Below are 24,569 nucleotides of genomic sequence, written 5' to 3'. Positions count from 1 at the left end.
ACGGTTGAGCGCTACGGAAAAGCTGAAGTCTGCCAAGCCAACCAATCAAACGCAAAAAAGCCCGACGACCGGGGCCTCGGATATGGCCCACATCGTGCTCACTTTCGACAATAACCGTCTTGCCATCGCGCTTTACGGTCAGTTCGATGAAAATCTGGCCCGTATCGAACAGAAGCTTGGCGTGGATGTCCGCTCCAAGGGAAACCAGCTTTCGATCCGGGGGGAGCCGACCGCAACCGAGCAGGCGCGGCGTGCACTCGATCATCTTTATGAATCGCTGCAGAAAGGCCATGAGCTGACGACGTCGGATGTCGACGGCGCCTTGCGCATGGCAATCGCTGCGGACGACCAGCTGACGCTGCCGACCATGGAAAACAAGGGCAAGCTCTCTGCTGCCCAGATTTCCACGCGCAAAAAGACCATCTTTGCCCGCACGCCGACGCAGGATGCCTATATGCGTGCGCTCGACCGGTCGGAGCTGGTGTTCGGCGTCGGCCCCGCAGGTACCGGCAAGACCTATCTTGCCGTCGCCCATGCGGCGATGCTGCTGGAACGCGGTCTGGTGGAGCGCATCATCCTGTCACGTCCGGCTGTCGAGGCCGGCGAACGACTGGGCTTCCTGCCGGGCGATATGAAGGAAAAGGTCGATCCCTATTTGCGCCCGCTTTACGATGCGCTTTACGACATGATGCCTGCCGAAAAGGTTGAGCGTGCCATTACGGCAGGTGTGATCGAAATCGCGCCGCTTGCCTTCATGCGCGGGCGTACTCTGGCGCATTCTGCGGTCATCCTTGATGAGGCGCAGAACACGACGTCCATGCAGATGAAGATGTTCCTGACCCGCTTGGGCGAGGGGTCGCGCATGATGGTCAATGGCGACCCGAGCCAGATCGATCTTCCGCCGGGCCAGAAATCAGGTCTCGTTGAAGCGCTTCGCGTGCTGGACGATGTCGAAGGCGTCATCAAGGTGCGCTTTACGGAGAAAGACGTTGTTCGTCATCCGCTGGTGGCGGCAATCGTCGGAGCTTACGACCGCGACGGCAAACAGCACGCGCGTTCGGAATGATCTTGCAATTGCCTATTGGAATCACGATTTAAGAAAAGCTGTCTGCCTTTTCGAACGTGTCCCCAAAAGTGGGAACCGCTCTTGGCAGGCAGCTTTCCTGTAACTGAAAGGATGATGCGGCTAGCCAGCACGGAGAGCCGCCGCAGAACGTGTCAAATAACGCGATCCATATCGATATCATGGTTGAAGCTGGCAACTGGCCGGATGAAACCGCCCTTGAAGGGCTCGTCAGAAAGTCGGTCGAGGCCGCCTGGGCCAATCTTGGCCTGAAAAGCGCGGCAAGCGAGCTGAGTGTTGTCTTCGCCGACGATGCCTTGATCCAGACCCTGAATGCAGAATGGCGCGGCAAGGACAAGCCGACCAATGTGTTGTCGTTTCCGGCGTTTCCGGTCAAGGCCGGGGCGCAGCCGGGCCCGATGCTGGGCGACATCATCATCGCGCGCGAAACTGTCGAGCGTGAGGCCCGTGAAGAGGGCAAACCGCTCGAAAACCATCTCGCTCACCTCGTCGTGCATGGCTTTTTGCACCTTTTGGGTTACGATCATGAAACCGATGCGGAAGCGGAGGTTATGGAGGGGCGCGAGCGTGAAATCCTTCATGCTCTTGCCATCCCCGACCCTTATGCTGTATCCGAATAAGACCTTAACAACGATTGACCATGGCTGATCAAACATCGCACCCCCCGTCCGCTGGCGAAAATCGCAGCGAGACTCAAGACGCCGAAGGGCAAAGTACGCAGCGGCCCGTAGTGGCCGAGAAGCGTTCCCTCTTGTCTAATATTTTCCCGTTCATGCGCTCGCGCCAATCATCTTCCCTGCGCGAAGATCTGGCCGATGCCCTTTCCAGCACGGCAAGCGAACAGGATTCAGCATTCTCGCCTGAAGAAAAGGCGATGCTGCATAACATCCTTCGCCTGCGCGAGATTCGCGTCGAAGACGTGATGATCCCGCGCGCCGATGTCGAGGCAGTGGAAATTTCCACACCGCTCTGGGAAGTGCTGGAGCTTTTCGAAAAATCCGGCCATTCGCGTATGCCGGTCTATGCCGAGACGCTGGACGATCCGCGCGGTATGATCCACATCCGTGATGTTCTCAATTACATCACCAAGCAGGCCCGCCAGAAGACCACGCGCCGTAGCAGCGCGCGCAGCAAGGCGACGGCCGAAGACAAGGCCGCCAAATTCGACATGAGCCGGATCGATCTCACCAAGACGATCGGTGAACTCAATCTCATGCGCAAGGTTCTGTTTGTGCCGCCATCCATGATGGCAAGCGGATTGATGGCGCGCATGCAGGCGACCCATATCCAGATGGCGCTGGTCATTGATGAATATGGCGGTACCGACGGTCTGGTTTCACTGGAAGACATTGTCGAAATGGTTGTCGGTGATATCGAAGACGAGCATGACGACGAAGAAATCATGATCGCCGAAGAAGCCGATGGCGTGTTCGTTGTCGATGCGCGCGCCGATCTGGAAGAGCTCGCCGCGAAAATCGGCCCATCCTTCGAAGTCGGCGAACATGGCGAGGATGTCGACACGGTCGGCGGCCTCATCTTTTCGGTCCTGGGGCGTATTCCGGTTCGCGGTGAAGTGGTGCAGGCTATTCCGGGCTATGAATTCCATGTGCTGGAAGTCGATCCGCGCCGGGTGAAGAAAGTGCGTATTGTGCCGCTTTCCGCGGCTGATCGCCGTCGCCAGCAGCGTGCTGTCGTGTCCGCCAAGCCGGGTGACCAGCCTATAGAGGCTGAAACCATAACCGACGCTCCCAAAGAGGCCTGATGATCGAAAGGCTGGCGGGGAAAATCATTCTTTCGAGCGGCTGGCGTCGAGCGTTGGCCGCTTTCCTGAGCGGTGCCTTCGCCACGCTGACCCAGCCGCCCTTCGATGGTTTTGTGGCGGGTTTCGTTTCTTTCCCCATTTTGGTCTGGTTGATTGACGGGGCCATTGCGAAAGCGAATGCCGGCCTGATTCGCCGTCTGTTGCCAGCGGCCATGGTTGGCTGGTGGTTCGGGTTTGGCTATTTCGTTTCCGGACTGTGGTGGATTGGAACGGCGCTGCTGGTTGATGCGGACCAGTTCGCCTGGGCCTTGCCGCTGGCTGTTCTGGGCCTCCCTGCATTTCTGGCTCTATTCTATGCATTTGCAGCCATGGTTGCGCGCATCTTCTGGTCGGACGGCTTGGGGCGTATCTTCGCGCTAGCGTTTGGCTTTGCGCTGGCGGAATGGCTGCGTCTTTTCCTGTTCACCGGTTTTCCGTGGAATGCGATCGGCTATGCCATCATGCCGACGCCGCTGCTGATGCAATCGGTTGCCGTGCTCGGTCTGATCGGGATGAGCGCATTGGCCGTCTTTGTCTTTGCCGCACCGGCTCTGCTGATTGGTGGGCGGTTTGCCAAGACAGGCATTGTTCTCGCCTTGTTGCTGGTGGCAGCGCATGTCGGATTCGGTGCCTGGACGCTTTCAAAAGCGCCGGCAATCGGTGAAGAAAAAGGAGCGCTCGCGGTTCGCATCGTACAGCCGTCTATCGCCCAGACCATGAAGTGGGATAATGCGGAGCGCCGGTCTATCTTCGACAAGCTGGTGTCGCTGACGGGCGAAGTGCCAGCGGAAGGCAAGCCGAAACCCGATGTGGTCATTTGGCCGGAAACGGCTGTTCCCTATATTCTCACCTCGACGCCCGAGGCTCTGTCCCGCATCGGCGAGGTTCTACAGGACGGGCAGATGCTGCTCACCGGTGCCGTTCGTGAAGAGAAGGCATCAGGGGGCGGTGAACCGCGCTATTATAATTCAATTTATACGATTGATGATCGTGGTGTGATTGTCGATGCCGCCGACAAGGTGCACCTCGTCCCCTTTGGCGAGTATCTTCCCTATGAGAGTTTTTTGCGCAGGCTTGGACTTCAGGAAGTGGTGGAGATGCCGGGCGGATTTACCGCCGGTGCGTCGCGTCGGGCGCTGAACGTCAAAGACGGCCAGACCTTTCTGCCACTGATCTGTTACGAAGCCATTTTTCCGGATGAGCTTGGATATACGGGCCAAAAAGCCAGCGCCATCATCAATGTGACAAACGACGCATGGTATGGCGATACGCCGGGTCCGTACCAGCATTTTCGCCAGGCACAGGTTCGCGCGGTGGAGCAAGGGCTCCCCCTCATTCGTGCAGCTAACAATGGTCTTTCAGCTGTCGTTGATGCTTATGGTCGAATCACCGACGGACTTGCACATGACGCTGTCGGGGTCGTTGACGCTTACCTACCGTCATCTCGTGCACCATTTTGGGGCACGCCACATGGCTCACGACAATCTCTGGTAGCGCTGTTAACCTTACTCGTGTTGAGCATGGCTTTCCGACTGCCAATCGGCAGGCGTTTTCATTGACAGACTAATATTGTTACGATGTTATGGCGCGGCGGCGACGGTTTTTGCGGAAAATCGTCAGACTACCTCCCAAAACTTATTGTTATCGCTGTTCAGATGAACAGAGCATGAATGGAAGCTCGCAGCTGCGAGGAGTGACAGTTGTATGATTGAGAATAAAAAGAAGCCCAACCCAATTGACGTGCATGTCGGCAGCCGCATCCGTCTTCGCCGTAACATGCTGGGCCTCAGTCAGGAAAAACTTGGCGAAAGCCTTGGAATTACGTTTCAGCAGATCCAGAAATACGAGAAAGGCACCAACCGCGTCGGTGCAAGCCGCCTTCAGGCGATCTCGGCAATTCTCAATGTCCCGGTTTCCTTCTTTTTTGAAGACGCACCAGGTTCTTCGAACCAGGCCGGTTTTGCGGAAGACAATGAAGCAACCTATGTGGTCGATTTCCTGAATTCCAACGAAGGTGTTCAGCTGACCCGCGCCTTCACGAAAATTTCAGATCCGAAAGTGCGCCGCAAGATCATCGATCTCGTGAAGTCGCTCGCTGCAGACGCTGACTGATTTCATATCTCGAAAAGTGCAGTAAGCGCGGGACATGGACATGTCCCGCCGGTTTTTGCGATTTACAGTGCCTGAACAGGCAGAAAATGCCATCCGGAATGAATTTTCCCGCTGATGCGCTGTCGCAACAAGAATATGCATTGACGGTTTAATCCCAACTTCGCTAACACATTACCGTGCCCGGAACGCTGAAAGCCTGTTCCGGGCGCTACTGTGTTTCCATGGCGGAGATATTCTCCGTTGGATTTTCAAGAGGGGTTACCCGTGTCGCGCAGTTCTTATCTCTTCACCAGCGAATCTGTGTCCGAAGGACATCCGGACAAGGTTTGCGACCGCATCTCCGATGAAATCGTGGACATGATCTATAAGGAAGCGCGCCGCACCGGCGTGGATCCCTGGTCTGTCCGTGTTGCCTGCGAAACGCTTGCCACCACCAATCGGGTGGTCATTGCCGGCGAAGTGCGCGTGCCGGATACGTTCCTGAAGAAGAATAAGGACGGCACTGTCGCCCATGATGCTGCAGGGCATCCGCTGATTAATCCTTCGCGTTTCCGCTCGGCAGCCCGCAAGGCGATCCGGGAAATCGGTTACGAGCAGAACGGTTTCAACTGGAAGACGGTGAAGATCGACGTGCTTCTGCATCCGCAGTCCGCCGATATCGCGCAAGGCGTGGACAACGCCGCCGATCGTCAGGGCGAAGAAGGTGCAGGCGATCAGGGCATCATGTTCGGTTATGCCTGCCGCGAAACCCCCGACCTCATGCCGGCCCCGATCTATTATTCGCACAAGATTCTCGAAAAGCTCTCCGAAGCCCGTCACAAGGGCGAAGGCGACGCAGGCAAACTCGGCCCCGACGCCAAGAGCCAGGTCACAGTGCGCTACGAGAATGGCAAGGCCGCTGAGGTCACGCAGATCGTTCTGTCCACGCAGCATCTGGATGCAAGCTGGGATTCGAAAAAGGTTCGTTCGGTTGTCGAACCCTATATCCGTGATGCGCTCGGCGAGCTTCCGATCGCAGCCACTTGCAACTGGTACATCAATCCGACCGGCAAGTTCGTCATCGGCGGACCGGACGGCGATGCTGGTCTGACTGGCCGCAAGATCATCGTGGATACCTATGGCGGCGCCGCTCCGCATGGCGGCGGTGCATTTTCGGGCAAGGACACGACCAAGGTGGATCGCTCTGCCGCCTATGCCGCGCGCTATCTCGCCAAGAACGTCGTTGCTGCCGGTCTTGCCGACCGCTGCACGATCCAGCTTTCCTATGCCATCGGTGTGGCACAGCCGCTTTCGGTCTATGTCGATCTGCATGGCACGGGCAAGGTAGCCGAATCTGCGGTTGAGGAAGCGCTTCGCGAGGTCATGGACCTGTCGCCGACCGGTATCCGCAAGCATCTCGACCTCAACAAGCCGATCTATGCCAAGACCTCGTCTTACGGTCATTTCGGCCGCAAGCCGGGCCGTGACGGTTCTTTCTCCTGGGAGAAGACGGACCTGACCAAGGCTCTGAAAGCCGCGGTAGCGTAACTTTCCTGGCGGAAAGTTGCATCGCAAGCCGCTTGGCGTTATGTGTCCCGACGATTTTCGAGGAGCGCGGTCTTGGATCGCGCTCTTCTGTTATTGGAGCGCATCCCGAAAAGTGTGAAACGGTTTTCGGGCTAGATGCGCGTCAAAACGAATAAATAGAACACCGATATGATGCCGACGGATAAAATATGACCGAAGAATCTCATCCTCTGCGCGGTGCCGGAAATTTCTTCGGCCGTCGCCACGGCAAGCCATTGCGAAGCCACCAGAAGAACCTGTTCGAGGATCTTCTGCCGCGCCTCAAGGTCAACGTCGAAAGCCCGGCGCCACAGGATCTGCGCACGCTCTTTGAAGCGAAGGTCGATGCAGTTCGTCTGGAAATCGGTTTTGGCGGCGGTGAGCACCTGCACCATGAGACAGGCCGTTATCCGCAAACGGGTTTCATTGGCGTCGAGCCTTTCATCAACGGCATGGCCAAGATGCTGGCGGCATTGGATGGCGAACCTCGATCGAACCTGCGTCTCTACGACGAGGATGCGACGGCGGTTCTGGACTGGCTGCCCGACGCCTCCTTGTCGGGTATCGATCTCTTCTATCCCGACCCATGGCACAAGCGTCGCCACTGGAAGCGCCGTTTTGTCAGCGATGCCAATCTCGACCGCTTCGCCCGTGTCCTGAAACCCGGCGCGAAATTCCGGTTTGCTTCCGACATTGAACATTATGTCAACTGGACGCTCCAGCATTGTCGCCGTCATCCTGCATTCGACTGGCAGGCAGAAGGCCCGTCCGACTGGAACGACGCCTATGAAGGCTGGCCTGGCACGCGCTATGAGGCAAAGGCTTTTCGCGAAGGACGCCGTGCAGCCTATCTGACCTTCACCCGTCGTTGAAGCTACCAGCAGTGAACGGAATGAATCGAACAGCAGAAGCGGTCTTGAAAAAATCCGCTTCCGCTGGTATATAAGTCTCAAATTCTTGGTCGTTTGAACAAGAGTGGGTCCACCCGGTCCCGCTCTTTTTTGTTACTTACGGCTAACTTGAAGGGGCTTTCCGGCCTTTTGAAAGGTTTTTAGGTTGACGGAACAGGTTCAGGAAAACGAAGCAGAAACGCTCGCAGCAGGCGCGGATGAACGCATCATTCGCGAGACGGGTATTGATGCGAAAGTGGCTTCCATCATCGAGCCCGTCATCAATACGCTGGGCTTTCGGTTGGTACGCGTGCGCCTTTCGGGGCTCAATGGCCAGACCTTGCAGATCATGGCCGAACGTCCCGATGGCACGATGACGGTCGATGATTGCGAACTGGTCAGCCGTACGGTTGCCCCGGTTCTCGACGTGGAAGATCCCATCAGTGGAAAATACCATCTGGAGATTTCGTCTCCCGGTATCGACCGCCCGCTGGTTCGCAAGTCGGACTTTGCCGATTGGGCCGGTCACATCGCAAAGGTGGAAACCTCCGTCGTGCACGAAGGCCGCAAGAAATTCCGCGGCCGCATCGTCCTGGGGGATGCGGAATCGGTCGTGATCGAAAGCGACCAGATTTCCTACGGCAGCGAACCTGTCGTGCGCATTCCATTCGATCTGATTTCTGATGCACGCCTCGTGCTGACCGATGACCTGATCCGCGATGCGCTCCGCAAGGACAAGGCCCTGCGCGAAGGCCGCATTCCCGGTGACGACCTCGGTAGCGAAGAAGCGGGCGAGCAGTCCGATGAAACCGCATCGGGCGAAGCTGAAGATAAAGAATAAGTTTCTGGCGTCCGGCATCTAGAGGAGCCGGGTGCGACACCAAGGAGAGTCCAATGGCAGTCAGTGCTAACAGGCTGGAGCTTCTGCAGATCGCCGATGCGGTCGCACGCGAGAAGTCGATCGACCGCGAGATCGTTCTTGCGGCCATGGCCGATGCGATCCAGAAGGCGGCGCGTTCGCGTTACGGCCAGGAAAGCAACATCCGCGCGGACATCAATGCGAAGTCCGGCGAGATCAAGCTGCAGCGTCTGCTCGAAGTCGTCGAGCATGTCGAGGATTACGCGACGCAGATTTCGCTCTTCACCGCGCGCGATCGCAACCCGGACGCACAGGTCGGCGACTTCATCGCCGATCAGCTGCCGCCGATGGATTTCGGCCGTATTGCTGCCCAGTCGGCAAAGCAGGTCATCGTGCAGAAAGTGCGCGAAGCCGAGCGTGACCGCCAGTATGACGAATACAAGGATCGCGTTGGTGAGATCGTCAACGGCACCGTCAAGCGCGTCGAATATGGCAATGTGATTGTCGATCTCGGTCGTGGCGAAGCCATCGTGCGCCGCGATGAGCTGATCCCGCGTGAAGCTTTCCGTTATGGTGACCGCATCCGCGCCTATGTCTACGACGTGCGCCGCGAACAGCGCGGCCCGCAGATTTTCCTGTCGCGTACCCATCCGTCCTTCATGGCGAAGCTCTTCACCATGGAAGTGCCGGAAATCTATGACGGCATCATCGAAATCAAGTCGGTTGCCCGCGATCCGGGTTCCCGCGCCAAGATTGCGGTCGTGTCGCGTGATGCGTCCATCGATCCGGTCGGCGCCTGCGTCGGTATGCGTGGCTCCCGCGTTCAGGCCGTTGTGGGCGAACTGCAGGGTGAAAAGATCGACATCATTCCGTGGTCGCCGGACGCTGCTTCCTTCATCGTCAACGCGCTTCAGCCAGCTGAAGTTGCCAAGGTTGTTCTCGATGAAGATGCTGAACGTATTGAAGTTGTCGTTCCGAATGACCAACTATCACTTGCAATCGGTCGTCGCGGTCAGAACGTGCGCCTTGCTTCCCAGCTCACCGGCTGGGACATTGACATCCTGACGGAAGACGAAGAATCCGAACGTCGCCAGAAGGAATTCACCGAGCGTTCGACGCTCTTCATGGATGCCCTCAACGTTGACGAGATGGTTGGTCAGGTTCTGGCCTCCGAAGGTTTCGCATCTGTTGAAGAACTGGCCTATGTCGAGCCGGGCGAAATCGCTTCCATCGATGGTTTCGATGAGGATACGGCTGGCGAAATCCAGGAACGTGCTCGCGAATATCTGGATCGTATCGAGAGCGAACAGGATGATCGCCGCAAGGAACTGGGCGTCGAAGACGAACTGCGCGAACTGCCGGGTATCACCACGGCAATGCTCGTGGCTGTCGGTGAAGACGGCGTCAAGACGATGGAAGACTTTGCCGGCTATGCCGTCGATGATCTGGTCGGCTGGCGTGAACGCAAGGACGGTGAAACCGTCGCTCATAGCGGTATCTTCTCTTCCTTCGATGTTTCGCGCGTCGATGCGGAACAGATGGTCCTGACTGCGCGTTTGAAGGCAGGATGGATCACGGAAGAAGAACTGGTATCGGCTCAGGAAGAAGAAGCCGAAGTCGGTGAAGAGGAAGCTGCTTCCTAAGAAGCGGCCGGAATAAAAAGAGCCGCATGGCTTCTTACGTCTGGTGTAATTCAGGCGTAAGCTATGCGGCTCTTGCAATTCATCCCTGAAAAATGGTCGTCATTCATTCGAATTGATTGGCCAGTTCAGGTTTCGGACATGTTCCGGGTTGTGGTGGGGCTTATGCTCTGGTACAGCGCCCGCGTTACGTCCGACGTGCGGGCAGACCGCAATATGGCAAGACTGGAGTTCGCGTGGAGCAGGATATGAATGACAGAACCTGTATCGTCACGCGCGAAAGCGGTTCTGCCGATGATCTGATCCGTTTTGTGGCCGGTCCCGACGGTTCCGTGGTGCCGGACTTGAAAAGAACTCTGCCGGGCAGGGGGTGCTGGGTCAAGGCCGAGCGCCGTCTGGTGGATGAAGCAGTCAAGCGCAAGCTTTTTGCGCGGGCGCTGAAGGAAGGTGTAACGCCGCAGGCGGATCTTGGCGCGCTGGTGGACCAGTTGCTGACGAAATCTGCCCTTGGCAGCCTCGCGTTGGCTCGCAAGGCCGGAGCTGTGGTATCTGGCTCGACCAAGGTGGATCAGGCGATCCGCACCGGGACAGCCGCCATGGTGTTGCACGCAAAGGAAGCCGCCGCCGACGGCGTACGCAAGCTCGATCAGGCTCGCCGTGCCGTGGTGCATCTGGATGGTCCGGAAATCCCTTCTTTCACTCTTTTTACGGGGGAAGAAATGGATTTGGCATTTGGGGGCGGAAATGTGATACATGCAGCCGTACTTGAAGGAAAGGCGGCGGCCGGGTTCGTAAAGCGGGCGCTTATGTTGCATCGCTATCGCGGTGAAAGCGCATCGGACCCGGATTAGAGCGCAATTTTGGAGGGGCCTGGCAGACCCCGGATCGGATTGCGCGTTGAGGCGGATGACTGGAGTTTTATCCAACATGACCCGGTCACGTTGGATAAAGCTCGAGTAGAGCGGCCGGAGCCGCGAAGGAAACGGAAACGTAATGAGCGATAAAACGAACGACGACAAGACGCTGAGCGTTAATACGAAGAAGACGCTGACCATGAAGCGGCCGGGCGTCGAGCAGAGCACCGTGCGCCAGAATTTCAGCCACGGCCGCACGAAGGCTGTCGTCGTTGAAACGAAAAAGCGCAAATTCTCGCGGCCTGACGAGAAGCCGGAAGTCGAGGCAGCGGCGCCGAAGCCAGCAGCTCCGGCACCTGCTGCTCCCGCGCCTGCGGCATCTACTCCTGCACCGGCACAAGCCGCGCAGCCTGCACAAGCCGCGCCGGTAGTGCGTGCGCCAGCACCAGCCGCCCCGGCACCGAAGCCAGCAGCCCCTGCTGCTCCGGTAACGAAGCCGCATGTCGCACAGCAGCGCCCGGCACAGCAGCGTCCCGGCGGCCAGCAGGCACAGCGTCCGCGCCCGTCCGACCGCTCCGGCATGGTGTTGAACACGCTGTCGCGCTCCGAAATGGATGCACGTCGCCGTGCGCTCGAAGAAGCGCAGGTCCGTGAAGTTGAGGAACGCGCACGCGCTGTCGAGGAAGCCAAGCGTCGCGCCGAGGAAGATGCCCGCCGCGCCAAGGAGCGTGAAGAATCTGCCCGTCGTCAGGCGGAAGAGGAAGCTCGCCTCAAGGCCGAGGCCGATGCCCGCCGCAAGGCCGAGGAAGAGGCTGCCAAGCGTATGCCGCAGCCGGAAGCCCGTACCGAGCGTCGCGACGATGCGCGCCCGGCACCGCAGGGCAATCGCCCGCAGCAGGCCGGTCGTCCTCAGGGCAATCGTCCGCCGCAAGGTGGCCGTCCGCAGCAGGGTGGTCCGCGCCCGGCTGCGCCAAGCCTTGCCGACGCTGCCCCAATCCCGGGCAAGCCGCTTCCGCAGAGCCAGCTTCGCAAGACTGTCGCATCTGACGATGACGACCGTCGTGGCGGTGGCCTGACTGCTGCCCGTCGCGGTGCTCCGGCCAAGCCGGAAGTTCGCGCGCCAAAAGTGGTCAAGACCGAAGATGATCGCCGTCGTGGCAAGCTGACCATCTCCAGCAATCTTGAGGATGAAGGTCGTTCGCGTTCGCTTTCGGCGATGCGTCGTCGTCAGGAAAAGTTCAAGCGTTCGCAGATGCAGGAAACACGCGAAAAGATTTCGCGTGAAGTGACCATTCCTGAAACCATTACGCTTCAGGAACTTGCGCAGCGCATGACCGAACGTTCGGTCGATATCATCAAGTACCTGATGAAGCAGGGCCAGATGATGAAGCCGGGCGACGTGATCGATGCCGATATGGCGCAGCTCATTGCTGAAGAATTCGGCCATACCGTCAAGCGCGTTGCGGAATCGGACGTTGAAGAAGGCATCTTCGGTGTTGCCGACAACGAGGCTGCGCTGGTTTCCCGTCCTCCGGTCGTGACCATTATGGGTCACGTCGATCACGGCAAGACCTCGCTGCTTGATGCGATCCGTCACGCCAATGTTGTTTCGGGCGAAGCCGGTGGCATCACCCAGCATATCGGTGCTTATCAGGTCGAGCAGAACGGCCAGAAGATCACCTTCATCGATACGCCGGGCCACGCTGCCTTTACTGCAATGCGTGCCCGTGGTGCGCAGGCGACCGACATTGCCATCCTCGTGGTGGCTGCCGATGACAGCGTGATGCCTCAGACGATTGAATCGATCAACCATGCCAAGGCGGCAGGTGTTCCGATCATCGTGGCGATCAACAAGATCGACAAGCCGGCTGCCGATCCGCAGAAGGTTCGTACTGCTCTGTTGCAGCATGACGTCTTTGTGGAATCGATGGGCGGTGAAGTTCTCGACGTCGAAGTGTCGGCCAAGAACAAGCTCAACCTCGACAAACTGCTTGAAGCAATTCTGTTGCAGGCTGAAATTCTTGATCTCAAGGCTGATCCGTCGCGTACGGCTGAAGGCGTTGTCGTCGAAGCCCAGCTCGATCGTGGCCGTGGTTCGGTTGCAACCGTTCTGGTTCAGACGGGTACGCTGCATCCGGGTGACATCCTCGTCGCCGGTAGCGAATGGGGCCGCGTGCGCGCACTGGTCAACGACCGTGGCGAGCATGTGAAGGAAGCCGGTCCTGCGATGCCGGTGGAAGTCCTCGGCCTTCAGGGCACGCCGCAGGCCGGTGACCGCTTTGCCGTGGTTGCCAACGAAGCCAAGGCGCGCGAAATTGCCGAGTACCGTCAGCGTCTGGCACGCGACAAGGCCGTTGCTCGCCAGTCCGGTGCGCGTGGTTCGCTCGAGCAGATGATGAACCAGCTCCAGGTGTCGGGCACGAAGGAATTCCCACTCGTCATCAAGGGCGACGTGCAGGGTTCTATCGAAGCCATCACCAATGCGCTGGACAAGCTCGGCACCGACGAAGTGCGTGCACGTATCGTGCATTCGGGCGCCGGTGGTATCACGGAAAGCGACGTGTCGCTGGCCGAAGCCTCCAACGCTGCGATCATCGGCTTCAACGTCCGCGCCAACAAGCAGGCACGTGACGCAGCTGATCAGCAGGGCATCGAAATCCGCTACTACAACATCATCTATGATTTGATCGATGACGTTAAGGCAGCGATGTCGGGTCTCCTGTCGCCGGAACGCCGCGAAACCTTCCTCGGCAATGCCGAGATTCTCGAAGTCTTCAACATCACCAAGGTCGGCAAGGTTGCCGGTTGCCGTGTCACCGAAGGCAAGGTCGAGCGTGGTGCAGGCGTCCGCCTCATCCGCGACAACGTGGTTATTCACGAAGGTAAGCTCAAGACGCTCAAGCGTTTCAAGGACGAAGTGTCGGAAGTTCCGGCCGGTCAGGAATGCGGTATGGCGTTCGAGAACTACGACGACATTCGCGCAGGCGACGTTATCGAAGCCTTCCGAGTCGAACACGTTTCGCGCACACTTTAAGTACTATCCCGCCGGGCTGCCGAGAGGTGGCCCGGCTTTTCATTATCCGGTCCAGAGGGTCTGACTCCCAGCTGGATTGTGGTAAGTTGCGTATTATTACGCCTGCCAATTTGTAGTCATGTTGTCGGACAGTCCTTCGCGGCTGGATGCCGATTGGCGGCTGTTTATCGAGGATATAGCCATGGCACGTTCTCCAGATCCAAAAGGCTCAGGCGGCCTTTCCCAGCGCCAGCTTCGCGTGGGCGAGCAGGTGCGCCACGCATTGGCGCAGGTGCTTCAACGCGGTGAAATTCGCGACGATCTTATCGCCCACACCGTGATTTCCGTCTCGGAAGTGCGGATGTCGCCCGATCTCAAGATTGCGACCTGTTTCATCACCCCGCTTGGTAACGCCGACACGCAAGCGGTTATCAAGGCGCTGGCTGCAAACGCAAAGTTCATTCGTGGTCGCATGGCGCCAAGCCTCAGCCAGATGAAATACATGCCGGAATTCCGCTTCCGGGCCGATACGAGCTTTGACAATTTTTCCAAGATCGATGCGCTGCTCCGCTCGCCGGAAGTCGCCCGCGATCTTGGGCATGACGATGAAGAAGACCGGGAGGCAGACAAGGCTTCCCGCAATGGAGACGAATAAAGCATGGCAAGACGGGGCAAGAAAAAAGGTCGTCCGATATCCGGCTGGGTTATTTTCGATAAGCCGAAAGGGATGGGATCGACCGAGGCGGTCTCGAAGATCAAGTGGCTGTTCAACGCCGAAAAAGCCGGTCATGCCGGTACGCTTGATCCGCTTGCTTCCGGCATGTTGCCCATAGCGCTGGGTGAGGCCACCAAAACCGTGCCTTATGTCATGGATGGAACCAAGATCTACCGTTTCACGGTAAGCTGGGGCGAGGAACGCTCAACGGACGATCTGGAAGGTGTTGCCACCAAGACCTCGGATAATCGCCCGTCGCGCGCCGATGTCGAGGCATTGCTGCCGAACTACACCGGTGTCATTTCGCAGGTTCCACCGCAGTTTTCCGCCATCAAGATCGATGGCGAGCGCGCTTACGATCTTGCCCGCGAAGGCGAGACGGTCGAGATACCTTCCCGTGAAGTCGAGATTGACCGTCTGGAGATCGTTGGTATTCCGGATGCTGATCGCACCGAGTTCGAGGTCGAATGCTCCAAGGGCACCTATGTGCGCTCTCTCGCACGCGATATGGGCCGGGATCTCGGTTGCTACGGACACATTTCAGAGCTGCGCCGCATCGAAGTTGCGCCGTTCACGGAAGAAGACGCTGTAACACTGGCAGAACTTGAACAGGCTTGGCCGCCGCTTCCGCCCAAGGATGAGGATGGCAATGTCGTCGAACCCGCTCCGCGTCGCGACTTTTCGGCGATTGATGCATTGGTCATCGATACGGGAGCTGCTCTCGATTGTCTGCCGCAGGTGCCGCTTACCGACGATCAGGCGCAACGCGTGCGTCTTGGCAATCCGGTGATCCTGCGCGGACGCGATGCGCCTCTGGAAGCAGACGAAGCCTGTGTCACGACACGCGGAAAACTGCTCGCCATCGGTTACATCGAGCATGGACAGTTCAAACCGAAGCGCGTTTTCACAACGGGCTGACGTTTCGTCAGAAGATCGCGATAAGGCGGCAAATTGAATTGAGACTGGCGTTCCCGCCAATTTTGCACTATATGCCCCTTCATCGATCATGCGTAAAAGCATGTCAGATCGTGTAAATGGCCCGCGCTGGACGACATCCCGGCCCGGGCGTCTGGTTTTCCTCTCATCTAGAAAGGGTGTTACGATGTCGATTACTGCTGAGCGCAAGCAAGCACTTATCAAGGAATACGCCACCAAGGAAGGCGACACCGGTTCTCCTGAAGTACAGGTTGCCGTTCTTTCCGAGCGTATCGCCAACCTCACCGAACACTTCAAGGGCCACAAGAATGACAATCATTCGCGTCGCGGCCTCCTGAAGCTGGTTTCGCAGCGTCGTCGCCTTCTTGACTACGTCAAGGGCATCGACCAGGCACGTTACCAGGCGCTGATCGGCCGTCTCGGCCTGCGCCGCTAACGGTAAAATCGGGCGACGTCTCAAAACGTCGCCCATTTGATTTATTCGGCATTTTGTCGTGCGGATAGCCGCTTACAGATAAAATGCGACACTTGAGCATGTCTCCCAAAAGTGGGAACCGGTTTTGGGACAAAGACATGCGTAAAACCAAACAGATAGAGCGGAAGCGCGAACATATGTGAGTGCATCCGCTCTATCGGGCGAATGCCCGCTGGCATGAAACGACGCACCGGGTGCATTCCGTCATGCCGATGAAGAGCCAAAAGGCTCATGACCTGGACCAGTCATGGGGCAGGATTGCAGGCAGTTCGTGTCAGAGGATATTCGGGAGCGAATGTTCTGACACATAACGAACTTCTCGTTGTCTTGCCCGTGGCCCGTCCGCCAACCGAGGCGATGCCTTCAGGCGCTTTTGCGCGGCATCACCACATGAGGACAAGATATGTTCAATACCCATAAAGTAGAAATCGAATGGGGCGGTCGTCCGCTTACGCTCGAAACCGGCAAGATCGCACGTCAGGCTGACGGTGCAGTTCTCGCAACCTATGGCGAAACCGTTGTCTTGGCGACTGTCGTTTCTGCCAAGGAGCCGAAGCCGGGCCAGGATTTCTTCCCGCTCACTGTCAACTATCAGGAAAAGACCTATGCCGCTGGCAAGATCCCTGGTGGTTACTTCAAGCGTGAAGGCCGTCCGAGCGAAAACGAAACCCTCGTTTCGCGTCTGATCGACCGTCCGATCCGCCCGCTCTTCGTTGATGGCTACAAGAATGACACGCAGGTTGTTCTAACTGTTGTTCAGCACGACCTCGAAAACAACCCCGACGTTCTGTCGATGGTTGCAGCTTCCGCAGCACTGACCATTTCCGGCGTTCCTTTCATGGGTCCGATCGGCGGCGCGCGCGTTGGCTACATCAACGGCGAATACGTCCTGAACCCGAATATCGACGAAATGCCGGAATCGAAGCTCGATCTGGTTGTTGCCGGTACTGCCGACGCAGTGCTGATGGTCGAATCGGAAGCGCAGGAACTTTCCGAAGAGGTCATGCTCGGCGCCGTTGTTTTCGGCCAGAAGGGCTTCCAGCCGGTAATCGACGCGATCATCAAGCTCGCTGAAGTTGCTGCCAAGGAACCACGTGATTTCCAGCCGGAAGATCTGTCGGATCTCGAAGCCAAGGTGCTCGCCGTTATCGAAAACGACCTGCGCGACGCTTACAAGATCACCGAAAAGCAGGCCCGTTACGTTGCTGTTGACGCTGCAAAAGCCAAGGCGAAGGCTCACTTCTTCCCGGAAGGCGTTGAAGAGCCGGAAATGTCGCCTGAGCAGTTCGCGACCATTTTCAAGCATCTGCAGGCCAAGATTGTTCGCTGGAACATTCTGGACACCGGCAGCCGCATTGACGGCCGCGATCTGAAGACCGTTCGTGCAATCGTTTCGGAAGTTGGCCTTCTGCCGCGCACCCACGGTTCGGCGCTGTTCACCCGTGGCGAAACGCAGGCCATCGTTGTTGCCACGCTCGGCACCGGCGAAGACGAGCAGATGATCGATGCCCTGACCGGCACCTACAAAGAATCCTTCATGCTGCATTACAACTTCCCGCCATACTCGGTCGGTGAAACCGGTCGTATGGGTTCGCCAGGCCGTCGTGAAGTTGGTCATGGCAAGCTCGCATGGCGCGCCATCCACCCGATGCTGCCTGCTGCCGACCAGTTCCCTTACACGATCCGTTCGGTTTCCGAGATCACCGAATCCAACGGTTCGTCCTCGATGGCGACTGTTTGCGGCACCTCGCTGGCTCTGATGGACGCAGGCGTTCCGCTCGCACGTCCGGTTGCCGGTATCGCCATGGGCCTGATCAAGGAAGGCGACCGTTATGCTGTCCTGTCCGACATCCTCGGCGACGAAGATCACCTCGGCGACATGGACTTCAAGGTAGCCGGTACTGACAACGGCATCACCGCACTTCAGATGGACATCAAGATCGACGGTATCACCGAAGAGATCATGAAGGTCGCTCTGGAGCAGGCCAAGGGCGGTCGCGTCCACATTCTCGGCGAAATGGCGAAGGCTCTGTCCACGTCGCGTGACGAACTCGGCGAATTCGCTCCGCGCATCGAAGTGATGAACATTCCGACCGACAAGATCCGTGACGTTATCGGTTCGGGCGGCAAGGTTATCCGCGAAATCGTGGAAAAGACCGGCGCCAAGATCAACATCGAAGACGACGGTACGGTGAAGATCGCTTCGTCGAACGGCAAGGAAATCGCAGCCGCCAAGAAGTGGATCCACTCGATTGTTGCCGAACCGGAAGTTGGCGAAATCTACGAAGGTACGGTCGTCAAGACCGCTGACTTTGGCGCTTTCGTAAACTTCTTTGGTCCACGCGATGGTCTGGTTCACATTTCGCAGCTGGCTTCCGACCGCGTTGCCAAGACCACTGACGTGGTCAAGGAAGGCCAGAAGGTCTGGGTCAAGCTCATGGGCTTTGACGAACGTGGCAAGGTTCGCCTGTCGATGAAGGTTGTCGATCAGGAAACCGGCAAGGAAGTTGTTGCTGAAAAGAAGGCAGAAGCCGACGCTGAATAAGCGTTTCTGCTACTGTAAATCAATCGAAAGCGCGCTCTTGTGGCGCGCTTTTTTGTTGCATGGGAATCAATTCAAGACCATGGATGAGTCATGATTACACCGGCACAACAGACACTCTTTCTCCCCTTCGATCAGGACATTCTGGATATGCCCGAAGAGGGGCAATCCTTTCTTGCGTGTGGTCTTTCTGCGGATCGGCGTCTTGAGGACGAATGGAAACAGGCGCTGACCTTCCTGCAGCCTTGGCGCCCCGATTGGCTGGTGCTGGAAAAGGAGGGCTTCAAGACAGTTCCCAGATTGGGCGAGGAGAAGCGTTTTTCCGGCGGGCTACTGCTGCTCGGAAAACATCGCGGGCGCAATGAGGCGTGGTTTGCGGAGCTCCTGGCGCGTGTTGAGCCCGGTGGGTGGATTGCCGTGTCAGGCGACAAGAAGCTCGGCATTGACAGTTTTCGAAAATGGGCCAGCAATATCGCCGAGATCAGCGACCGCATGTCGAAGAACCATGCCGTGGCGTTCTGGTTCAGACGACCAGCCGACCTCACCGATGAATTCATCGCGGCTCTGAAGCCGCTTGCGACCGATATTGACGATGTGTTCCGCACAGAACCCGGCATGTTCTCGCACGGTGTTATCGATAAGGGTTCGGCGCTGCTCGTGCCGCATATGGAAAAGATTGTTTTTGGTAACGTCGCCGATCTTGGCGCCGGTTGGGGCTATCTTGCGGCGCAATGCTTGAAGTTTGCGGATCGCATCAAGTCTATCGATCTCTATGAAGCCGATTATGAGGCGCTGGAAGCGGCGCGCGGCAATCTGGAGCGGCTTGGTGCATCAGTGCCGATCAGCTTCAACTGGTTCGATGTGACGAGTGAAAAGATGGCAGGCATCTACGACACCGTGATTATGAACCCACCGTTCCATGAGGGGCGGGTGACGGATGTTTCGCTTGGTCAGGCGTTCATTGCCGCTGCCGCGTCACGCCTGAAGCCGGGCGGGCGTCTGCTTATGGTCGCAAACCGGCAATTGCCTTATGAGACGACGCTCAAAGGACTGTTCAAGAATGTGACTCTTCTCGAAGAGGCGAACGGTTTCAAAATCTTCGATGCGAAGAAATAAATAAAAAGGCCGCCCAGAAGGCGGCCTTTTTATAAGATGGCTTGGCTTATTCACCGCGCTCCGCGTCAGAGCTTTTCAGCTCTTCAAGCGTCGGCATGGAGACGATGTTGTAGCCGGAATCCACATAATGGACTTCACCGGTGACACCGCTCGAGAGATCAGACAGCAGATAGACCGCCGATTTGCCGACATCATCGATGTCGACGGTACGGCGCAGCGGCGAGTTACGGCGCTGATAGCTGAAGATTGCGCGGGCGTCGCCAATACCGGCACCGGCAAGCGTACGCACCGGACCGGCCGAAATGGCGTTGACGCGGATGCCCTGCGGGCCGTAATCGGCAGCAAGATAACGCACCATGGCTTCAAGCGCGGCCTTGGCAACGCCCATGACGTTATAGTTCGGGATGGTGCGCGTGGAACCGCCATAGGTCAGCGTCAGGATCGAGCCGCCGTCCTTCATGAGTTTTTCAGCGCGCTGTGCCATTTCCGTGAAGGAGTAGGCGGAAATCACCATTGTGCGGCTGAAATTTTCGCGCGTGGTGACGTCTGCGTAGCGACCCTTCAGTTCGGTCTTGTCGGAGAAGCCGATGGCGTGAACGATGAAATCGAGCTTGCCCCACTTCTTTTCGACTTCGGCAAAGACCGCATCGACCGACTCGATATCTTCAACATCGCAAGGCAGTACGAAATCGGAGCCGACCTGTTCGGCCAGCGGCTTTACGCGCTTGCCGAGTGCATCACCTTGATAGGTGAAGGCTAGTTCGGCGCCCTGTGCTGCGAGTTGCTTTGAAATTCCCCAAGCGAGTGAGTGATTATTCGCGACCCCCATGATGAGGCCGCGTTTGCCTTTCATCAAACCTTCCATATTTTCCCTCTCCCTCAGCCCTGATAGCGCTGGAAAACCAGCGTCGCATTGGTGCCGCCAAATCCGAAGGAGTTGGAGAGCACGGTATTGAGCTGAGCGTTGTCAATGCGCTTGCGAACGATAGGCATGTCCGCGAAGGCAGGGTCCAGTTCTTCGATATGTGCGCTTTCGCAAATGAAATTATTGTGCATCATCAGAAGCGAGTAGATCGCTTCCTGCACACCGGTTGCACCGAGCGAGTGGCCGGTCAGCGACTTGGTCGCAGCAATCGGTGGGCAGGCGTCGCCTGAGCCGAAGACCTGACGGATCGCATCGATTTCCGGGGCGTCGCCAGCTGGCGTCGAGGTGGCGTGTGGATTGATATAGTCGATTTTGCCCTCGACGGTCGAAAGGGCCATCTTCATGCAGCGGATCGCGCCTTCGCCGGACGGGGCGACCATGTCGTAACCGTCGGACGTCGCGCCATAGCCGACGATTTCGCCGTAAATCTTGGCGCCGCGGGCCAGTGCGGTTTCGAGGTCTTCCAGCACCAGCACGCCAGCACCGCCAGCAATGACGAAGCCGTCGCGATTCTTGTCATAGGCACGCGATGCAGTGGATGGCGTGTCGTTATACTTGCTCGACATGGCGCCCATGGCGTCGAACAGGACCGAAAGCGTCCAGTCGAGGTCTTCGCAGCCGCCTGCGAACATGCGGTCCTGCTTGCCATACTGGATCATTTCGAACGCATTGCCGATGCAATGGTTGGAAGTCGCGCAGGCCGAAGAAATCGAATAGTTGATGCCCTTGATCTTGAAGAAGGTCGCAAGCGTCGCGGAAGCCGTCGAGCTCATGGCTTTTGGCACGGCAAACGGGCCGACGCGCTTTGGGCCTTTTTCGCGGGTGATGTCGGCAGAATCGACGATGGTGCGGGTCGATGGACCGCCGGAACCCATGATGATGCCGGTGCGGTCGTTGGAGACCTCCTCTTCGGAAAGCCCCGCATCCGCAATGGCCTGATCCATCGCAATATGGTTCCAGGCCGTGCCACGGCCATGGAAGCGCATCGCGCGACGATCGACCAGTGCTTCGACGTCGATATTCGGAGCGCCGTGCACCTGACAACGGAAGCCAAGCTCGGCATATTCCTCAGCGCGGGAGATGCCGGACTTTGCTTCACGCAGCGAAGCCGTGACCTCTTCGGTGTTGTTACCAATCGAGGATACGATCCCCATACCCGTTACGACCACACGCCGCATCGCGTTCTCCTTTACACCTGATCCGTGAGCGACGTGTCCGTCATGCGGACTGCCGCCTGTTCGCGGTTACATAGGTGCGATCTTCGCATGTTTTGAGCGCGGCCGCATGAAAACTGTTCACTTTTTTGCAGTCGCGCTCGTGGATGATGGTGATTGAGGTGCCTTACTGGCCCTCGCTGTCCTTCGACAGGCCGACGCGCAGGTCAGACGCCCGGTAGATGGTTTCGCCATCGGCTTTCAGCCAGCCGTCAGCCGTGCCGAGCACAAGGCGGCCACGCATGACGCGCTTGAAATCGATGCCATATTCGAGAAGCTTGGTATGCGGACGCACCATGCCCTTGAACTTCACTTCACCGGTGGAGAGAGCCATGCCGCGACCCGGCTCGCCGAGCCAGCCGAGGAAGAAACCGGTCAGCTGCCACATGCCATCAAGACCGAGGCAGCCCGGCATGATCGGATTGCCCATGAAATGACACGGGAAATACCAGTCATCGGGGCGCACATCATACTCGGCGCGGATATAGCCCTTGTCGAACTCACCACCGGTTTCGGAAATATCGGTGATGCGATGGACCATCAGCATCGGAGGCAGGGGAAGCTGAGCATTGCCGGGGCCGAACATCTCGCCGCGTGCGCAGGCCAGGAGTTCTTCATACCCATAGCTTGATTTCTGTTCTGCCATTACGCCTCCCTTGAGGTTCATTCTGTATCGACCGGCAATCCGGCCCGGTTGTAGGTTTCACCGGAACATCCCTACCACAGACTGTTTCCGGCAGTAAAATCATGCATTGAGTTATTTGGGGGTTTATCCGAAAAACCGGCCAATTCCCAAGCCTATTGATACTTATTTCGCAACGGCATATATCAATGTCAGTATGCAATGGGCAACAGCCCGTTTGACGATTGATGATTTTGCAACAAGCTTGTGACGGAACCAACGGTGAATATGCAGTCTTCACATACCCACTCGACGGTCTCGATGGAAGAGCAGCTCCGCCGCGCGGGCCTGCGTCCGACGCGGCAGCGCGTTGCGCTTGCGAGCCTGATCTTCGCCCAGGGCGATCGCCATCTGTCTGCAGAAGACCTGCACGAAGAGGCCGTGATGGCCGACGTGCCGGTGTCTCTGGCGACGGTCTACAACACGCTGCACCAGTTCACGGAAGCCGGTATGCTGCGTATCATCGCGGTTGAAGGCTCGAAGACCTATTTCGATACGAATATCTCGGATCACCAGCATTTCTTCCTCGAAGGGGAAAATGTCGTGTTCGATATTCCACACGGCGAAAGAGGCCAGCCTACGGTTGCCAACATGCCGGATGCGCCGCATGGCATGGAAATCGTGAACGTGGATATTATCGTTCGCCTGCGCCGCAAGAGCCAGTAACGAGCGCTCCTTTTAGTTGGACATGAAAAGAAAGCGGCCATGGCCGCTTTTTTGTTGCCTATTGGACCGTATGGGGCTGAAAAGGGATAAAGTTCTGCACCCCCGGCTGAATCGCCTCCCAAGCCTGGCCGGAGCACATTCGAAGGAGATATCATGCGTAAGCTACTTGTCGCCGCGACCATTCTCGCCGTGTTCACCGCTGGCAGCGCCTTTGCAAAGACCATCCGGATCGGAGTGACGCCGGGGCCGCACGCCCAGATCATGGAAAAGGTGAAGGAAGTCGCCGAGAAGAACGGTCTTGAAATCGATATTCAGGAATTCTCGGATTATGTCATCCCGAACATGGCGCTTGCGGATGGCGCACTGGAAGCCAACTCCTTCCAGCATAAGCCCTATCTCGACAATCAGGTTGCCGATCGCGGCTTCGACATTGTGAGCGTTGCCGAGACGGTCAACTTTCCGATGGGGCTGTATTCAAAGAAGCTGAAGAATATTTCGGAGTTGGCCGACGGCGCGACAATTGCGATCCCCAATGATCCGACCAATGGTGGTCGCGCTTTGCTGGTTCTTGCTGAAAACGGCATCATCAAAATCGACCCGGCCAAGGGGCTGAAGGTCAGTACCCTCGATATCGTTGAAAACCCGAAGAACCTCAAATTCGTTGAACTCGATGCGGCACAGCTTCCGCGTTCGATGGAAGACGTCGATGCGGCCGTCATCAACACCAACTATGCCATGGAAGCTGGCTTGAACCCGGCAACCGATCCGCTGGTGCGGGAAGGCGAGAAAGCGCCTTACGTCAATATTCTCGTCGTTCGCACCACCGATAAGGATGCCGACTGGGTGAAAACCCTGATCTCATCCTACCACAGCGATGAAGTGAAGGAATTCATCGCCACGACGTTCAAGGGATCGGTGGCACCTGCCTGGTGATATTCCGAGGTGGAGGCGGGGCGATTTTTCGCCCCGCTCGCTTATCAGCCTTTCAGTTCCATCCGGATGTTGCGAAAGGGAAGGCCTTCATCGTCTTCCGATCGCTGACTGGTTATCTTGAAGCCGAGACGGCTGTAGAAACGACATGCCCGCTCATTGTCGGCATAAACTTCAAGCGATAGCTCGCCTTTCAATGCCAATGCATGGCGGATCAGAATTCGCCCTGTTCCGCAGCCTTGAACGTCAGGATCGACAAACAGCCCGCCGATAAAACTATCGAGCAGGCCGATAAAGCCAATCGGCCTGTCATTGATCGTGGCAACCCATGTTTCTGCCTTCTCGAGATAGACGTCTTCGATGAGTTTGCGCTGGTCTTGAAGCCGATCTCCTCCGAGAAAGGAATGGGCCTCCAGGGAGGCGCGATACCAGATGGACGACAGGGATGGCTTGTCCGACGCCTGATAGGCGCGGATTATCACGTCATGATTTTTCATGGTCTTCCAGAGTTTTGAGTATGCACAAGAGTTCCGCCGTACGGGCGGGTTCAAATCCGTTAAAACGGTCGCG

Annotated in this window: 22 protein-coding genes; 18 read left to right on the top strand and 4 right to left on the bottom strand. The window is 57.5% G+C overall.

Annotated elements, in window-relative coordinates:
- Window positions 1-4: 4 nt before the first annotated feature.
- The 16 genes from AC1RHM_RS18300 (at window position 5) to AC1RHM_RS18225 (ending at window position 19,582) form a co-directional block, all read left to right on the top strand.
- Entirely contained in the window at window positions 5-1,066 is a 1,062-nt protein-coding gene (locus AC1RHM_RS18300) for a PhoH family protein (RefSeq protein ID WP_029375821.1), read from the top strand.
- 149 nt (window positions 1,067-1,215) lie between these two features.
- Window positions 1,216-1,704, top strand: a complete 489-nt coding sequence (gene ybeY / locus AC1RHM_RS18295; RefSeq protein WP_010657766.1) for an rRNA maturation RNase YbeY — start codon at window positions 1,216-1,218, stop codon at window positions 1,702-1,704.
- Window positions 1,705-1,724: 20 nt separating this feature from the next.
- Window positions 1,725-2,846, top strand: a complete 1,122-nt coding sequence (locus tag AC1RHM_RS18290; RefSeq protein WP_029375823.1) for a hemolysin family protein — start codon at window positions 1,725-1,727, stop codon at window positions 2,844-2,846.
- Complete coding sequence (lnt, locus tag AC1RHM_RS18285) at window positions 2,846-4,444, top strand: apolipoprotein N-acyltransferase (protein WP_010657768.1); 1,599 nt, start codon at window positions 2,846-2,848, stop codon at window positions 4,442-4,444. Before AC1RHM_RS18290 ends, lnt begins: the two co-directional genes overlap by 1 nt.
- Window positions 4,445-4,589: 145 nt before the next feature.
- Entirely contained in the window at window positions 4,590-4,997 is a 408-nt protein-coding gene (locus AC1RHM_RS18280; RefSeq protein ID WP_010657769.1) for a helix-turn-helix domain-containing protein, read from the top strand.
- A gap of 264 nt (window positions 4,998-5,261) precedes the next feature.
- On the top strand, window positions 5,262-6,524 hold the full coding sequence (gene metK / locus AC1RHM_RS18275) for a methionine adenosyltransferase (RefSeq protein WP_010657770.1): 1,263 nt from the start codon (window positions 5,262-5,264) through the stop codon (window positions 6,522-6,524).
- Window positions 6,525-6,712: 188 nt separating this feature from the next.
- Window positions 6,713-7,414, top strand: a complete 702-nt coding sequence (trmB, locus tag AC1RHM_RS18270) for a tRNA (guanine(46)-N(7))-methyltransferase TrmB (RefSeq protein ID WP_010657771.1) — start codon at window positions 6,713-6,715, stop codon at window positions 7,412-7,414.
- 184 nt (window positions 7,415-7,598) lie between these two features.
- Window positions 7,599-8,273, top strand: a complete 675-nt coding sequence (gene rimP / locus AC1RHM_RS18265) for a ribosome maturation factor RimP (protein ID WP_010657772.1) — start codon at window positions 7,599-7,601, stop codon at window positions 8,271-8,273.
- A 53-nt stretch (window positions 8,274-8,326) separates the two neighbouring features.
- Complete coding sequence (gene nusA / locus AC1RHM_RS18260) at window positions 8,327-9,934, top strand: transcription termination factor NusA (protein WP_010657773.1); 1,608 nt, start codon at window positions 8,327-8,329, stop codon at window positions 9,932-9,934.
- Window positions 9,935-10,167: 233 nt separating this feature from the next.
- On the top strand, window positions 10,168-10,782 hold the full coding sequence (locus tag AC1RHM_RS18255; RefSeq protein ID WP_226622371.1) for an RNA-binding protein: 615 nt from the start codon (window positions 10,168-10,170) through the stop codon (window positions 10,780-10,782).
- A 142-nt stretch (window positions 10,783-10,924) separates the two neighbouring features.
- A complete protein-coding gene (gene infB / locus AC1RHM_RS18250; protein WP_010657776.1) occupies window positions 10,925-13,819 on the top strand; it encodes a translation initiation factor IF-2 in 2,895 nt (964 codons plus the stop codon).
- Window positions 13,820-14,000: 181 nt separating this feature from the next.
- Window positions 14,001-14,453: a 30S ribosome-binding factor RbfA gene (rbfA, locus tag AC1RHM_RS18245; RefSeq protein WP_010657777.1), complete on the top strand. Its 453-nt coding sequence runs from the start codon at window positions 14,001-14,003 to the stop codon at window positions 14,451-14,453.
- Window positions 14,454-14,456: 3 nt separating this feature from the next.
- Complete coding sequence (truB, locus tag AC1RHM_RS18240) at window positions 14,457-15,431, top strand: tRNA pseudouridine(55) synthase TruB (RefSeq protein WP_010657778.1); 975 nt, start codon at window positions 14,457-14,459, stop codon at window positions 15,429-15,431.
- 184 nt (window positions 15,432-15,615) lie between these two features.
- Window positions 15,616-15,885, top strand: a complete 270-nt coding sequence (rpsO, locus tag AC1RHM_RS18235) for a 30S ribosomal protein S15 (protein ID WP_010657779.1) — start codon at window positions 15,616-15,618, stop codon at window positions 15,883-15,885.
- Window positions 15,886-16,327: 442 nt separating this feature from the next.
- Window positions 16,328-18,469 carry a polyribonucleotide nucleotidyltransferase gene (gene pnp / locus AC1RHM_RS18230; RefSeq protein WP_010657780.1) on the top strand — a complete coding sequence of 714 codons (2,142 nt, stop codon included), beginning with the start codon at window positions 16,328-16,330 and terminating at the stop codon, window positions 18,467-18,469.
- 90 nt (window positions 18,470-18,559) lie between these two features.
- The gene (locus AC1RHM_RS18225) at window positions 18,560-19,582 is read left to right on the top strand and encodes a class I SAM-dependent methyltransferase (RefSeq protein ID WP_010657781.1); all 1,023 of its coding nucleotides are present in this window, start codon (window positions 18,560-18,562) and stop codon (window positions 19,580-19,582) included.
- A 46-nt stretch (window positions 19,583-19,628) separates the two neighbouring features.
- Here AC1RHM_RS18225 and fabI read toward each other — a convergent pair whose 3' ends face one another.
- From fabI to fabA, 3 genes are all read right to left on the bottom strand, one after another.
- Window positions 19,629-20,447 (bottom strand): enoyl-ACP reductase FabI, encoded by an 819-nt coding sequence (fabI, locus tag AC1RHM_RS18220; RefSeq protein ID WP_010657782.1) that lies wholly within the window; start codon window positions 20,445-20,447, stop codon window positions 19,629-19,631.
- Between the two features lie 14 nt (window positions 20,448-20,461).
- Entirely contained in the window at window positions 20,462-21,685 is a 1,224-nt protein-coding gene (gene fabB, locus AC1RHM_RS18215) for a beta-ketoacyl-ACP synthase I (protein ID WP_010657783.1), read from the bottom strand.
- Between the two features lie 163 nt (window positions 21,686-21,848).
- Window positions 21,849-22,367: a 3-hydroxyacyl-[acyl-carrier-protein] dehydratase FabA gene (fabA, locus tag AC1RHM_RS18210; protein ID WP_010657784.1), complete on the bottom strand. Its 519-nt coding sequence runs from the start codon at window positions 22,365-22,367 to the stop codon at window positions 21,849-21,851.
- Window positions 22,368-22,631: 264 nt separating this feature from the next.
- On the opposite strand from fabA, the gene irrA reads away from it, so the two are divergent.
- Both irrA and AC1RHM_RS18200 read left to right on the top strand, forming a co-directional pair.
- Window positions 22,632-23,069: an iron response transcriptional regulator IrrA gene (gene irrA, locus AC1RHM_RS18205; protein WP_012090985.1), complete on the top strand. Its 438-nt coding sequence runs from the start codon at window positions 22,632-22,634 to the stop codon at window positions 23,067-23,069.
- 153 nt (window positions 23,070-23,222) lie between these two features.
- Window positions 23,223-24,002 (top strand): MetQ/NlpA family ABC transporter substrate-binding protein, encoded by a 780-nt coding sequence (locus tag AC1RHM_RS18200; RefSeq protein ID WP_010657786.1) that lies wholly within the window; start codon window positions 23,223-23,225, stop codon window positions 24,000-24,002.
- 44 nt (window positions 24,003-24,046) lie between these two features.
- Here the strand turns inward: AC1RHM_RS18200 and AC1RHM_RS18195 are convergent, their stop codons facing one another.
- On the bottom strand, window positions 24,047-24,496 hold the full coding sequence (locus tag AC1RHM_RS18195; RefSeq protein WP_010657787.1) for a GNAT family N-acetyltransferase: 450 nt from the start codon (window positions 24,494-24,496) through the stop codon (window positions 24,047-24,049).
- Window positions 24,497-24,569: the final 73 nt, after the last annotated feature.

The organism is Brucella sp. GW823-FHT04E01 (assembly GCF_058796175.1).
Note: the sequence above shows the minus strand (reverse complement) of the source record. Positions and strands in the feature narration are given on the sequence as shown.

Excerpts from the sequence above, each read along its gene's own strand:
- AC1RHM_RS18290 (WP_029375823.1), top strand. The coding sequence starts at position 1,725 with ATGGCTGATCAAACATCGCACCCCCCGTCCGCTGGCGAAAATCGCAGC.
- lnt (WP_010657768.1), top strand. The coding sequence starts at position 2,846 with ATGATCGAAAGGCTGGCGGGGAAAATCATTCTTTCGAGCGGCTGGCGT.
- AC1RHM_RS18280 (WP_010657769.1), top strand. The coding sequence starts at position 4,590 with ATGATTGAGAATAAAAAGAAGCCCAACCCAATTGACGTGCATGTCGGC.
- trmB (WP_010657771.1), top strand. The coding sequence starts at position 6,713 with ATGACCGAAGAATCTCATCCTCTGCGCGGTGCCGGAAATTTCTTCGGC.
- nusA (WP_010657773.1), top strand. The coding sequence starts at position 8,327 with ATGGCAGTCAGTGCTAACAGGCTGGAGCTTCTGCAGATCGCCGATGCG.
- infB (WP_010657776.1), top strand. The coding sequence starts at position 10,925 with ATGAGCGATAAAACGAACGACGACAAGACGCTGAGCGTTAATACGAAG.
- rbfA (WP_010657777.1), top strand. The coding sequence starts at position 14,001 with ATGGCACGTTCTCCAGATCCAAAAGGCTCAGGCGGCCTTTCCCAGCGC.
- truB (WP_010657778.1), top strand. The coding sequence starts at position 14,457 with ATGGCAAGACGGGGCAAGAAAAAAGGTCGTCCGATATCCGGCTGGGTT.
- rpsO (WP_010657779.1), top strand. The coding sequence starts at position 15,616 with ATGTCGATTACTGCTGAGCGCAAGCAAGCACTTATCAAGGAATACGCC.
- pnp (WP_010657780.1), top strand. The coding sequence starts at position 16,328 with ATGTTCAATACCCATAAAGTAGAAATCGAATGGGGCGGTCGTCCGCTT.
- AC1RHM_RS18225 (WP_010657781.1), top strand. The coding sequence starts at position 18,560 with ATGATTACACCGGCACAACAGACACTCTTTCTCCCCTTCGATCAGGAC.
- fabI (WP_010657782.1), bottom strand. The coding sequence starts at position 20,447 with ATGGAAGGTTTGATGAAAGGCAAACGCGGCCTCATCATGGGGGTCGCG.
- fabB (WP_010657783.1), bottom strand. The coding sequence starts at position 21,685 with ATGCGGCGTGTGGTCGTAACGGGTATGGGGATCGTATCCTCGATTGGT.
- fabA (WP_010657784.1), bottom strand. The coding sequence starts at position 22,367 with ATGGCAGAACAGAAATCAAGCTATGGGTATGAAGAACTCCTGGCCTGC.
- irrA (WP_012090985.1), top strand. The coding sequence starts at position 22,632 with ATGCAGTCTTCACATACCCACTCGACGGTCTCGATGGAAGAGCAGCTC.
- AC1RHM_RS18200 (WP_010657786.1), top strand. The coding sequence starts at position 23,223 with ATGCGTAAGCTACTTGTCGCCGCGACCATTCTCGCCGTGTTCACCGCT.
- AC1RHM_RS18195 (WP_010657787.1), bottom strand. The coding sequence starts at position 24,496 with ATGAAAAATCATGACGTGATAATCCGCGCCTATCAGGCGTCGGACAAG.